Annotated in this window: 13 protein-coding genes; 5 read left to right on the top strand and 8 right to left on the bottom strand. The window is 53.2% G+C overall.

Features of this window, described 5'->3' with window-relative positions:
- Positions 1–140: 140 nt before the first annotated feature.
- Complete coding sequence (locus F1381_RS28380; RefSeq protein ID WP_187355413.1) at positions 141–311, bottom strand: hypothetical protein; 171 nt, start codon at positions 309–311, stop codon at positions 141–143.
- Between the two features lie 6 nt (positions 312–317).
- The gene (locus F1381_RS17490) at positions 318–551 is read right to left on the bottom strand and encodes a hypothetical protein (RefSeq protein WP_151736122.1); all 234 of its coding nucleotides are present in this window, start codon (positions 549–551) and stop codon (positions 318–320) included.
- Positions 552–723: 172 nt separating this feature from the next.
- Here F1381_RS17490 and F1381_RS17485 point away from each other — a divergent pair, with 172 nt between their 5' ends.
- Positions 724–921, top strand: coding sequence for a cold shock domain-containing protein (locus tag F1381_RS17485; protein WP_151736121.1), 198 nt, complete (start codon positions 724–726; stop codon positions 919–921).
- Positions 922–1106: 185 nt separating this feature from the next.
- Here F1381_RS17485 and F1381_RS17480 read toward each other — a convergent pair whose 3' ends face one another.
- A complete protein-coding gene (locus F1381_RS17480) occupies positions 1107–2417 on the bottom strand; it encodes an MFS transporter (protein ID WP_151736120.1) in 1311 nt (436 codons plus the stop codon).
- Positions 2418–2609: 192 nt separating this feature from the next.
- On the opposite strand from F1381_RS17480, the gene F1381_RS17475 reads away from it, so the two are divergent.
- The 4 genes from F1381_RS17475 to F1381_RS17460 all read left to right on the top strand — a co-directional run bounded on the left by F1381_RS17475 (position 2610) and on the right by F1381_RS17460 (position 7673).
- A complete protein-coding gene (locus tag F1381_RS17475; RefSeq protein WP_187355412.1) occupies positions 2610–3692 on the top strand; it encodes a tetraprenyl-beta-curcumene synthase family protein in 1083 nt (360 codons plus the stop codon).
- Between the two features lie 65 nt (positions 3693–3757).
- Positions 3758–4729, top strand: coding sequence for a 6-phosphofructokinase (gene pfkA / locus F1381_RS17470; RefSeq protein WP_151736119.1), 972 nt, complete (start codon positions 3758–3760; stop codon positions 4727–4729).
- 199 nt (positions 4730–4928) lie between these two features.
- Positions 4929–7397: a CoA-disulfide reductase gene (locus F1381_RS17465; protein ID WP_151736235.1), complete on the top strand. Its 2469-nt coding sequence runs from the start codon at positions 4929–4931 to the stop codon at positions 7395–7397.
- A 15-nt stretch (positions 7398–7412) separates the two neighbouring features.
- Positions 7413–7673 carry a metal-sensitive transcriptional regulator gene (locus F1381_RS17460; RefSeq protein ID WP_151736118.1) on the top strand — a complete coding sequence of 87 codons (261 nt, stop codon included), beginning with the start codon at positions 7413–7415 and terminating at the stop codon, positions 7671–7673.
- A gap of 97 nt (positions 7674–7770) precedes the next feature.
- Here the strand turns inward: F1381_RS17460 and F1381_RS17455 are convergent, their stop codons facing one another.
- The 5 genes from F1381_RS17455 to F1381_RS17440 all read right to left on the bottom strand — a co-directional run bounded on the left by F1381_RS17455 (position 7771) and on the right by F1381_RS17440 (position 11935).
- A complete protein-coding gene (locus tag F1381_RS17455) occupies positions 7771–9135 on the bottom strand; it encodes an MATE family efflux transporter (RefSeq protein ID WP_151736117.1) in 1365 nt (454 codons plus the stop codon).
- Between the two features lie 134 nt (positions 9136–9269).
- Entirely contained in the window at positions 9270–10517 is a 1248-nt protein-coding gene (locus tag F1381_RS17450) for a putative glycoside hydrolase (RefSeq protein ID WP_246188083.1), read from the bottom strand.
- An 83-nt stretch (positions 10518–10600) separates the two neighbouring features.
- On the bottom strand, positions 10601–10750 hold the full coding sequence (locus tag F1381_RS28580) for a hypothetical protein (protein WP_222850454.1): 150 nt from the start codon (positions 10748–10750) through the stop codon (positions 10601–10603).
- A complete protein-coding gene (locus tag F1381_RS17445; RefSeq protein WP_151736116.1) occupies positions 10747–10941 on the bottom strand; it encodes a hypothetical protein in 195 nt (64 codons plus the stop codon). The genes F1381_RS28580 and F1381_RS17445 overlap by 4 nt, the downstream gene beginning before the upstream one ends.
- A 166-nt stretch (positions 10942–11107) precedes the next feature.
- Positions 11108–11935, bottom strand: a complete 828-nt coding sequence (locus tag F1381_RS17440; RefSeq protein ID WP_151736115.1) for a YitT family protein — start codon at positions 11933–11935, stop codon at positions 11108–11110.
- Positions 11936–12182 lie beyond the last annotated feature (247 nt).

Below are 12182 nucleotides of genomic sequence, written 5' to 3'. Positions count from 1 at the left end.
GCAGCAGACATAAGGCCAGCAGCAGCGGCAGCGTCTTGGCGGTAAAGGACATAACGGCGGCCTCCCGTAAACAATTGATGGTCGGCTTAGTATGCCCTGCCAAATCCTGATTATTAACGTTTAGACCGAAACCTGCGAAGTTATGACAGCAGGCTGGAAATAATGAAAACAAAGGATAGAGCGATCATGATGACAGCGGTCAAAGCCATGCCGCGCCGGAAGCGCGGCGGCAGCTTGTCCTTGCTCATCACGAGCACCGCTCCCAGGCAGAGCACGACAACGGCGTAGATTGCCACATTTTCGTTGCCCATGCTGCCTTAGACCTGCTTGAAAGCTTCGATAATTTTGTGGTATTCCTCTTCGTTATCCTTGTAGGCTTCCTTATTAAAGCGTGTGTGCGCCCATTCCATCATAGCCGGGCGGCTCATAAAGGTATGGGTATCTTCACCCCATTGATCGGAAATTTCCCGCAGGATGATATACCGCCCCTGCACCTCAACGGTCATCATATTCCATTTGTCTGTTTTGTATATCTCATGTTTTTTGATCATAGTCATTACCACCCTGGCGATTTTTGGCTTTTGGGTCAATGATAACGCACCGGGGAAGTGAAAAGCAAATAAATTCACGGGAATAGGGAAATCATGGATTGCTTTGCAGAAAAAGATGGGGTATAATGTAAGCATACGCCATATATGGCGGTATTTTTAGGAGGTTGTTCATTTGAAAGGTACAGTAAAATGGTTTAACGCAGAAAAAGGTTATGGTTTCCTTCAAGTAGAAGGCGGCGAAGACGTATTCGTTCACTTCTCGGCGATCCAAGGCGACGGCTTCAAGACTTTGGATGAAGGTCAAGCGGTAGAATTCGACATCACTGAAGGCAACCGCGGTCCTCAAGCAGCTAACGTAGTTAAATTATAAGAAACGGTCCGGCACTTGTTGCCGATCGCCATATATATTTGATATCGCAGGCACTTGCAAGAGTGACAAACCGGTAACTACGAACGTACAGTTTCTTCGGAAACTGTACGTTTTTTTGTTTTCGTTGAATGTTTATAAAAAAAAGACCCTGGCTGCCAACAGGGCGGCACAGGGCCTTGAAATCCTCAGAGTGCCGCTTCGTTCGGTGCGGCAAGCTCGGCTGCGGGAAGTGGCGCGGCAGGTTCGGCCGGGGCCGGGTTTTCGGCAACCGGCCGCTTGTTTCTCCTCCGCAGGGAGACTCCGCCGATATCGGCGAGATGTTTGGCCATGAAACCGGCGAACGACAGCAGGCAGAAGAGAGCGGCAGTCATATAGAAGAAAACCCGCCCGGAACCCTGATAGATCAAGCCGCCGATGGTCCCGCTGAGCAGGCCGGAGGCGCTGGACCAGACCACTGTAAAAATCGCCATGCCGGTTGCCCGGAGATGGTCGGGAATGATCCGAGTAATATAACGGACGGCTGTTACATAGAAGATACCGAAGGAGACGCTGTGCATGGCTTGAATAAATACGATGGCAAGCGGCTCGTTCGTCAGCGCCATGAAGAGAAAGCGCAAGGCATACATCAATGCGGCAATCGCGAGCAGCGGCAGCTCCTTGAAGCGTTCGCCGTATTTGCTGAGTGCGAAGAAGACGGGAATCTCACTAAGGGCTGAGGCCAGCAGGGCCCAGCCGATAACTTCGTCTCCGGCCGACAGCTCCTTCAGACTGATGGTCAGAAAGGCTTCATTCATCCGGTGGCCGATGGCCAGCACGAATACGCAGCCGAAGAACCAGAGCACTTCTTTTTGCAGCAGGATTTCAGTGATCCCGCCGCCCTTTGCTCTCCGCCCGCCGGCGGCAGGGTCTGCAGGCTGCTTGGGTGCTGGACTCCGCTGTACGTCTTTCAGGCCGATGCTCAGCAGCAGTGCGGCAGTAATAATGATGATACAGAGGGTGACGCTCCATGACGGGCTCAAAGCTCTCAGCACATAACCTACCGTCAGCGCGAAAAAAGAGTAGCCGAGAGAGCCGAATACCCGGATGGCGATAAAGTTGCGCCCGTGGCGTTCCGCAATTTTGATCGCCATCGTGTCGGACAGCGGAAATATCGGGTAATAGAAGAAGTAGAAGAAGGATATGATAAGCATTACTTCCGAAAAGCTGGTACTTTTGGACAAAAGCAGCGCCGAGACCAGTTGCCCGGCAAGCAGGATCGCCATAATCCGTTTGACCGTACCCAGCCGGTCGCTCATCATGCTCCAGAACAGATTAGATAGTATGGAGATCAGCGGACCCACGGCATAGAGCATGCCGATTTGGGTGCTGCTGAAGCCGAGATGGCTGTAAAAGAGCGGAAAATACGAGACTGCCAGCACGCTTGTGCCGAAAACGACAAACATAAAGGATCGCAGCCAGTTCTGGTCACTGTACTGGCCGCCGCGTCCTGATTCCATGAGTTGCACTCCCCCGATTATGAAATATCGATAGTATAGCATAAACTAAAGTGCCGATGTTTGTGAAATTCAAGTTAATTCTGAAACTTACATGCCTTTTCGCAAGTGATTTTATTGTTTGTAGAAATAAAGGGATGATATTATAATAAGTGATGATTTGGATAAGGAGACAACAACGTGGAGGCACAGTCATTGAGTGGATTGGAGCAAGGCCGTTATTTAAGCCCGCGCGGCCCCATCGGGCTGATGAACAGGGTTTATAAGTACGTGCTGCCGGAAGTGAGGCAATGTCTTGGCAAGTGGCGCAGAGAAGCGGAAGGGATTCCTGATCCCGAGCTGCGGCGGCAGGCGCTGGCCAGCATTGAGACCAAGCAATTTCACTGCGAGGGCGGAGGGATTTACGCCGCCGGGAATTTGTCGATGAGACATATACTGATTCCGCTAATTGTCGCCTATCAAACGATCAGCGATTATTTGGACAACCTGTGCGACCGCAGCACTTCGCTGGATCCGGCCGATTTCCGGCTGCTGCATCAATCGATGCTGGATGCGGTTACCCCCGGCGCCGAACCTGGGAATTATTATGCGCTGCGCAGTGAGCAGAACGACGGCGGCTATCTGCAGAAGCTGGTCCGTAAATGTCAGGAGATGACGGCACAGCTGCCGGGATACGCTGCGGCCGCTGAGGAGATTCGTCAGTTGGCCGTTCTGTACACGGATCTGCAGGTGTATAAGCATATCCGTCCCGAGCTGCGGGAGCCCGCCCTGCAGGAATGGTGGGCTGTAGAGGGAGGCCGTGCACCGCATCTGCACTGGAATGAATTTGCGGCTGCTACCGGTTCTACGCTGGGCATCTTTATGTTATTTTTGTCCGCCTGCGACCCTCTTCTGAACGAATCGAAATCGGCTTCGATCCGTGCGGCGTACTTTCCGCATGTCTGCGGGCTGCACATTATGCTGGATTACCTGATTGATCAGGATGAAGACCGTGCCGGGGGCGACCTCAATTTCTGCAATTATTATGACGATGCGGATACGATGCTCAGCCGGATCGCTTCCATTGTGGAATGGGCCCGCGAGGATGTAAGGGCTTTGCCCGAGACCTCCATGCACCGCATGGTTATCGAGGGCCTGCTGGCGCTTTATTTATCCGATCCGAAAGTCAGCGAACAGCAGGAGGTTCGCTTGGTTTCCAAACGGCTGATGAGAAGAAGCCCGCTGACCCGGCTGTTCTTCTTCGTGAACAGCCGCTGGATCCGCAAGCACATGTACTAGATGCTGCGGAGCAACATTCCGTATGGATTGCGGCTCCTGATGCAATTTAAGGAGGAACTTACAAGATGTCAAATGTTAAAAAAATCGCAGTACTGACCAGTGGAGGAGATTCGCAGGGCATGAACGCCGCCGTGCGTGCAGTTGTCCGCAGCGCGCTTTATTACGGCATCGAAGTATTCGGTATTCAGCGCGGCTATCAAGGCCTTCTGAACCGGGATATTTTCCCGATGGATCTGCGCAGTGTGGGCGACATCATCCAGCGCGGCGGAACCATTCTGCAATCCGCGCGCTGTCTGGAGTTCGTGAAGCCTGAAGGCCAGCAGAAAGGTGCGGATATCCTGAATGAACTGGGAATCGACGGCCTGGTTGTCATTGGCGGGGACGGTTCCTATAAAGGTGCCAACAAGCTCAGTAAGCTGGGCATCAACACGATGGCCCTGCCGGGAACGATTGACAACGACATCTCCTTTACCGACTATACTATCGGGTTCGATACAGCAGTAGGCGTAGTAGTGGATGCGGTGAACAAGCTCCGCGATACGATGTCCTCCCATGAACGTTCTTCCATCGTGGAAGTCATGGGCCGTCACTGCGGCGATATCGCCCTGCATGCTGGTCTTGCTTCCGGTGCGGAGACCATTCTGGTTCCGGAAATGCCGTATGACCTGAATGAAGTGGCTGACCGCATGAAGGATAACTTTACCAGAGGCAAACGCCACAGTATCGTTATTGTGGCCGAAGGCGTCGGCAAGGGCGAAGATGTGGCTCAAGCGCTGAAAGACCGCCATTCTTCCCTCGATGCCCGCGTAACGGTGCTGGGACATATCCAGCGCGGTGGCACACCGACGCCGGCTGACCGCAATCTGGCAAGCCGTCTGGGCGACTTTGCCGTACGCAGCCTGATCTCCGGGGAATCCGATAAAGCCTGCGGCATTATTAAAGGTGAATTGACGCTTACCGATATCGATACCGTTGTTAATACGAAGAAAGACTTCGACACCGCCCTCTACGAGCTCGCTCTCCGCCTTTCGCAATAAGGCATGAACAGCAACATATAGGATACGGGAAACCGCCTGGAGACAGGCGGTTTTTTGTCGTTCCCCTCAGCTTATTCTCAGGCATTGTTAATGGCGACCTTCACTCCATTGGAATTGGAGGGTGAGAAATACAGTTGACTATATACCCCCGCCCGTATATTATATACCCCATGGGGTATTATATTAAGGGGGTTAAATGATGGATAGAAGAATTGTAATTATCGGAGGAGTGGCCGGAGGAGCTTCGGCCGCTGCCCGTCTGCGGAGATTGAACGAGCAGGATGAGATTGTGATATTTGAACGCGGGGAGCATGTCTCCTTTGCCAATTGCGGTCTGCCGTATTATATCGGGGGGACGATAACCTCCAGGGAAAGGCTGTTTCTGCAAACCCCGGAGGGAATCCGGAGCCGGTTTAACATTGATGTCCGGGTCCTTACGGAAGTGACCGGCATTGAACGTGACCGGAAGGTGGTTCAGTACAGGAATTTAGGCACAGGGGAGCAGGGTGAACTTTCTTATGACAAGCTTATACTCTCGCCGGGCGCCAGACCGATTATACCGGACATTCCGGGGATTGCGGAAGCGGAGCGATTATTCACGCTGCGGAACATTGCCGATACGGACAGGATCAAAGCATACCTTGACAGCAACGGCCCGCAGCATGCAACTGTAATCGGCGCAGGATTTATCGGCCTGGAAATGGCGGAGAATCTCCGGGAACGCGGTCTGGAAGTGACCGTAATTGACCGGGGCAGGCAAATCCTCTCGCCGCTGGATGCCGAAATGGTCCGGCCGGTCGAGGATCACCTGCGTCTTCACGGCGTCGATGTGCGGCTTGATGAAGGTGTAGCCGCGTTTGAGGAGAAAGGCAGCAGGCTGCGTTTATCTGCCGGTGGCACTCTTGACACCGATATGGTCATTATGGCAATCGGCGTTACTCCGGAGAACGAGCTGGCCCGTGAATGCGGTCTGGAGCTCGGCGTCGGCGGCGCGGTCAAGGTGAACGCCACCCTGCAAACAAGCGATCCCTCCATATATGCTGTGGGAGATGCCATTGAAGTGAAAGACCGCAACCATGGCTTTGCCGCCCGAGTCACACTGGCCTGGGGTGCGAACCGGCAGGGACGCCTGGCCGCAGACCACATCAACGGCCGGCCGGCGGAATACCGCGGTGCCTTGGGCACGGCGATCATTAAGGTCTTCGGGTTAACGGCAGCGGCAACCGGCAATAACGAGAAGACGCTCAAAGCACTAGGCGTACCTTATGAAGCGGTTCACATTCATCCCGGCTCCCATGCCGGGTATTATCCGGGAGCTTCCCCCATTGCCCTAAAGCTGCTGTTTCACCCGCAAGACGGGACCATATACGGCGCGCAGGCCGTAGGTAGTGAAGGCGTTGACAAGCGGATAGATATCATCGCCGCAGCGATCCGCGGGCAGCTGCGGGCCGATGAGCTGGCGGATATTGAAATCGCTTATGCTCCGCCTTATTCCTCGGCCAAGGATCCGGTTAATATGGCGGGTTATGTAGCCGGGAATGTGATGGAAGGGCTTGTCGGCAGTCTGCAGTGGCATGAGGTGGATGACTTCCGGAAACGCGGCGGATTCCTTATCGATGTACGGGATGAAGGAGAGCGTCTGGCCGGCTATATACCCGGATCGTTTCATATTCCGCTGCCCGACCTGCGGAGCAGGCTAGCCGAAATCCCGCTGGAGCAGGAAGTTGCGGTAGCCTGTCAAGTCGGGCTTAGAGGATACATCGCCGCTCGTCTGTTGAGCCAGCACGGCTACAGTGTCCGCAATGTGGACGGTGGCTATAAGACCTACTCGGCCATGGCTGCAGTTCCGCCTCAGCTTAATGATCCGCCATCGGTTAAGAAGCAGGATGCTGCGGAGAATGCTGCTTCTCCGGCGCTCCCGGCTGGAGAGAAGGACCGGCTATTATTTCTGGACGCTTGCGGTTTGCAATGTCCCGGCCCTATACTCAAGGTATATGAGACAGTGCGGTCCATGTCAGAAGGCCAGCGGCTGGAAATTGCCGCCACTGACTTCGGGTTCGCGGCGGATATACGCCAGTGGTGTTTAAAGACGAATAATACGCTGGAAGAAGTAGATGTTAGCGGAGGTCAGGTGAAGGCCGTACTGCGCAAAGGGGCAGCCGATAGACAAAGCCCTAAGGCAGACGCCCCCGGAGTGCAAGATGGCACGACCATGATTGTCTTCAGCGGGGATTTGGACAAGACGATCGCCTCATTCATCATTGCAACCGGTGCGGCAGCTATGGGCAAGCAAGTGACCATGTTTTTTACCTTCTGGGGGCTGAATGTCCTGCGGAAGGAGGGTAAAGTCCCAGTCCGCAAAGCAGGCCTGGACCGTATGTTCGGAATGATGATGCCGCAGGGAACCCGGAGGCTGCCGTTGTCCCGCATGAATATGGGCGGTATCGGTGCAAGGCTGATTCGTTACGCCATGCGGCGCAAGAATGTGGATTCACTAGAGTCCCTGATGCAAGGAGCGCTGAATGCGGGCGTCAAGCTGATCGCCTGCACAATGAGTATGGATATTATGGGCATACGCCGGGATGAGCTTATCTCCGGTGTCGACTTCGGTGGGGTGGCGAGCTATCTGGGCGCTGCAGAAGATTCGGGTGTGAATTTATTTATTTAAAGGATGTGGGCGAAAGTGGAATATGATAAAGGGATCAAGAACCGGCTGAAACGGATTGAAGGACAGGTGCGGGGCGTACTTTCCATGCTGGAGCAGGAACAGGACTGCCGGGAAATTGTTACCCAGCTGACGGCGATCCGTACTGCGGTAGACCGGACAGTCGGTGCAGTGATTGGTGCCAATCTGGAGCATTGCATCCAGGAAGAGCTGGAGCAGGGCAACCCGCCGGATAAGGTGATTAAAGAGGCGGTTGAACTGCTGGTCAAGAGCCGCTGAGTCAATATCGGCCATAGCGTCAAATCAAAGAGAGGAACTCCCGCTAAGAAGGAGTGTTCCTCTCTTTTGTCCTGTATAAATATCAGTTTGGGTGGAGTTAATGCTGCACCGCATACTCCTTGGCGAAACGCCGCTGCACTCGAACCAGCCGGATAAGCAGCAGGACGGCTCCGATGGCGAGGCCGGTAATCAGTCCCACCCAATAGCCGTAGGCTCCCATGCCGGTATGCGTGGCCAGGACATAGCCGGTCGGCAGCCCGATGACCCAGTAGGCGACAAAGCAAATGATAAAGGCCGGATTGACATCGCGGTAACCCCGCAGAACACCTTGAGTCGGAGTGGCGACGGCATCGGAGATCTGGAAGAATATCGCATAGATCAGGAAGTGCTGAATCAGAGCGATAACCTCCGGTTCATCCGAATAGAGTCCGGCAACGGAGTTTCCGGCGAACAGCAGCACAAGCGCTGTCACCATCGAGAGAGAGACAGCGAGGCTGATGCCCATGACACTGTATTGCCGAGCGTCCTTCAGCCGGCCAGAGCCGTTCTCGAATCCTACAAGAATGGTCAGGGTCATGCAGATGCTGAGCGGGATCATATACAGCGTGGAGGCGAAATTGATCGCCGCCTGGTGCGCTGCAATAGTCACGGTATCGAAACGGCTCATCAGCAAGGTAACGGCGGCAAAGACCGCTGTTTCGAAAAAGATCGAAAAGCCGATCGGCACACCGATTTTAAGCAGCTCCTTGAGGCTTTTGGGAGACAGCCAGAAGAACTCCCGGAACAGCCGCAGACTGCGGAAGGGTTCAGCGCGGAATACAATCAGCAGCGCGATGGCAAAAATAACCCAGTATGTGATGGCCGAGGCTACGCCTGCGCCCACGCCGCCCAGCTCCGGGAACCCGAATTTGCCGTAGATCAGCAGATAGTTGAGTCCCACATTTACGGGAAGGGCAATCAGCGTTATCAGCATCGAAATGCGGGTCTGGCCCAATGCATCAATCGTGCTGCGGACTACCGTATAGCCAAACAGCGGGATGATGCCGGCTCCGATGGCGCACAGGAAACGGAAGGCGATATCGCGCACCTGCGGCTCCAGGTTCATGAAGTCCAGCACCGGGGACAGAATCAAACTGCCGGCGCCGATCACGATGAGGGAAATGATCAGCGACAGCCAGAGCCCTTGCGTCACCTGGTAGGCGACCTTTTCCTTACTGCGGCTGCCCAGCAAATGGGACACGATCGGTGTAATTCCCATCAGAATTCCGCTGAGACCGGTCTGGACGGGACTCCAAAGGCTGGTACCGATGGCGACTCCGGCAAGATCGTTCGTGCCGTGTTTGCCGGACATGTTGGTATCAAAGAAGGCGATCGCCGACAGCGCGATCTGGGTAATCAAAATGGGAAATAAAATGTGCAGAAATTGCACCGCTTTTTGTTTCATGGTTTCAGTCTGTTTCATGAATAAGGCCTCGTTATCTGTTATTTTCTCTATTCTGCAATAGTTCCGGCAATCAGCCGTGCTCAGGAAAGGACCCGGCATCTGTGCCGGGTCCTTTGGGTGTACCCAATATAATGAATTAGTGCACTCTTTGATTATTGCTCGTAGTCTACATCTGAAGTGTACCGGTTATTGGCATTCCATAGCAGGAATTCGTCGATGTTCTCGTCCTTCAGGGCGCGGATTTGATCCTCGACCTGCTGCTTGCCGTATTTAATATAATGCCCGCTGCCCAGCCAGCTTGCGGTGAAATCCTGGATCCAGGGGCGGATGACCGGCTTGTAGCTGCCCAGTGGGTCCAGCTTCTTGTGGGTATCGACCATGGAGCCTTTGATCGTGGCATAAGGATCTTTGTCAGGGTCCTTCACATCGAACCAGCCGGTGGAATAATGGCTCGGATAGACCATCGGGCTGATGACGTCGACATTCTTGGAGATCTTGACGAAATCCTGTCCGATGCCTTCGGCGGCGGGAACGGAAGCAGCGTAGCCGAAGATGTCGACAGAGACGCGGACGCCCAGCGGACCGAGCTCGGCTTTGGCGTACTTCACGAAATCGGCGATGATCTCGACGCGCGGGCGGTCATTCTTGGTGTATTTCAATGTGTCCGCGCGTTTCTCGAAGCCTTCAGGGAAGCGGACGTAATCGAACTGAATCTCCTTAAAACCCAGTTTAGCGGCTTCCTTGGCAATTTCAACATTGTATTTCCAGACCTCTTCGTTGTACGGATTGACAAAGCTGTCGCCGCCTTTGTTGGCCCAGACGGAGCCGTCGGAATTGACAAACGACATCTCGGGATTCTTCTTGGCAAGAATCGTATCTTTAAAGACAACAATCCGGGCTATCGGATAAACGTCATGCTCCTTCAGGCGGGTCATTAACTTGTTGATATCTCCGATAAACGGCTGCGGTTTACCCAATTTCTGCAGTTCGGGATTATCGGTCTTGTAGGTGATATATCCGGCATCATCCTTGACGTCGATAACCATTGAATTCAGCTCGGTCTTGTCGAGCAGCGCGAGGAGCTGTTCCATGCGTTCGCCGCCGGCGCTGTAGGCGGTGACATAAATGCCTTTGACCTTCGGGGCATCAGGCTGCGGATCGGTGTGAATAATCTGGAAAGTGTTGTCTTGTGCAGCGGTTCCTGGTGAAGCGGAGGGTGCAGGGGATGCTGCTCCTCCTCCTCCGGCCAGCCCCGTACCGCCGGAATTCGCAGTTTGCTGCACTGCGGCAGGAGGTTTCAGGGCGGATTCCAGTACGGCTGTTACGTTGGCTTCATGGCTCTGCTGCGGAACGCCGACGCTCCCGAGTGCCATAGTCAGTAATGCCCAAGTGATATTCATTTTGTTCTCTCCCCTTATGTACATTCCTATTAAAGTATAATGGAACGGCCGCCGGCAAAAAGAACAGACTGGTTACAATCATTTTATTTTTTGCCGAAAAAGCACCGTTCTTGTTGTTTATAAACGGGATGCACCGATTCTAAACCCGGCTCCAAAATAAATGCCGCCAGGCGGCGTGTGGGCCGAACCCTGGCGGCGGGTATGAAGATATGTGCTTGGGGCAGTTTGTTCATTGAAGAAAACCGGAATTCTGATGCTCACAGATGCTGTACTGGATGATATCCATGGCATCTGCCGGTTCCAGGATGCTGAGACCGTCACGCAGGACGATAACGGAATTCAGTTCGTCCTGCCGAAGAAACGGCATCATATCAGGGTACCACTTCATGACGATTGTTGACAGTTTTACCGTTTCCATTTCCATAAAAATCACCCTTTCCTTTTTCGAATGTGCTGAATTGTCATTCAGGTCCATCAGAAAACGAAGTGCCTTTGGAAAAAAGAGGGTAATGCACAATCTTCATGAAATTGTGAAAGGTCTTGCATGAGACTAATATATCATAATTTTAAGTAAAACGCATGGGTTCGAATCATCTTTTGCGGAAAGAGCCCATGACGCCTACGGTTTCCACGATATTGACAAAAGCCTGCGGATCGCTGGTTCTGATAATCCGCTTTAGCTCCGCGAGCTCGTAACGGGTGGTCACTGTCATTAGCATATCCCGTTCCACATGAGAATAAGCGCCCTCTGTCTTGATCTTTGTTACGCCGCGTTGAAGGGGAAGCAGCTGCTCCAGCAACTCGTTGGTTCGGGTTGTTACAATATATACCGTAACCTTCAAGTGGCTGACGTGTATTAAATCGACTACTTTTCCGGTGACGTAGATGGAAACCATAGAGGCAAGCGCCAGATTCCAGTTGTTATCAAAGTAAGCAGCCGCCAATATTACCAGCCCGTTGAGCCCTACAAGCACATTTCCGATCGGGAAATCACGGTAGCGTGTGATAATGGACCCGATGATGTCAAAACCGCCGGTTGACCCGCCCACACGGAAAGAAATGCCGCTGCCGATGCCGACCAGCGCTCCGCCGAAAACGGAGGCCAGCAGCATATCTGAAGCAACCGCCTTTTCAGGAATCAGGGTCATCAGCCAGGTGGTCGCCGCAACGGAGAGAATGCTGAACACGATAAATCTGCGACCTAACTGGAACCATCCGGCAACCAGCAGCGGGATATTGAAGAGCAGATACAGCAGGCTGATATTGAATGGTGTGAAATAACCGACGAGCATCGCAAGCCCGGACACCCCGCCGCTCAGAAGCCGGTGGGGGATCAGAAATAAGTTGAATCCGCTGGCGATCATCGCCGAACCGATAATGATCGTCAGGTAATTACCGATGAATTTTAGTCTTAACAAATATCCTCACCTCTGCGTTTAATTGTATGTAATGAAAGAAAGGAATACACTGGTATTCCTACTGGGGTTTGTGATATAATGTATAGGATATTCTTGAGTAGGACGTTACAATGGTATTTTTGCATTGCTTCGGAAGAGAAGCTACAATGCTCAGGCTTCCCGAGTCGCCTGATCTTTTAGGACATCTTTTCGTCCCGATACGTGTAGACCATGCAGAGATTACGGCATGATTGGACAGCCTATAAAT

The organism is Paenibacillus tengchongensis, assembly GCF_008973665.1.
GTDB lineage: Bacteria > Bacillota > Bacilli > Paenibacillales > Paenibacillaceae > Paenibacillus_AQ > Paenibacillus_AQ tengchongensis.
The sequence above is the reverse complement of the archived record's forward strand: the minus strand, read 5'-3'. Positions and strand labels throughout refer to the sequence as shown.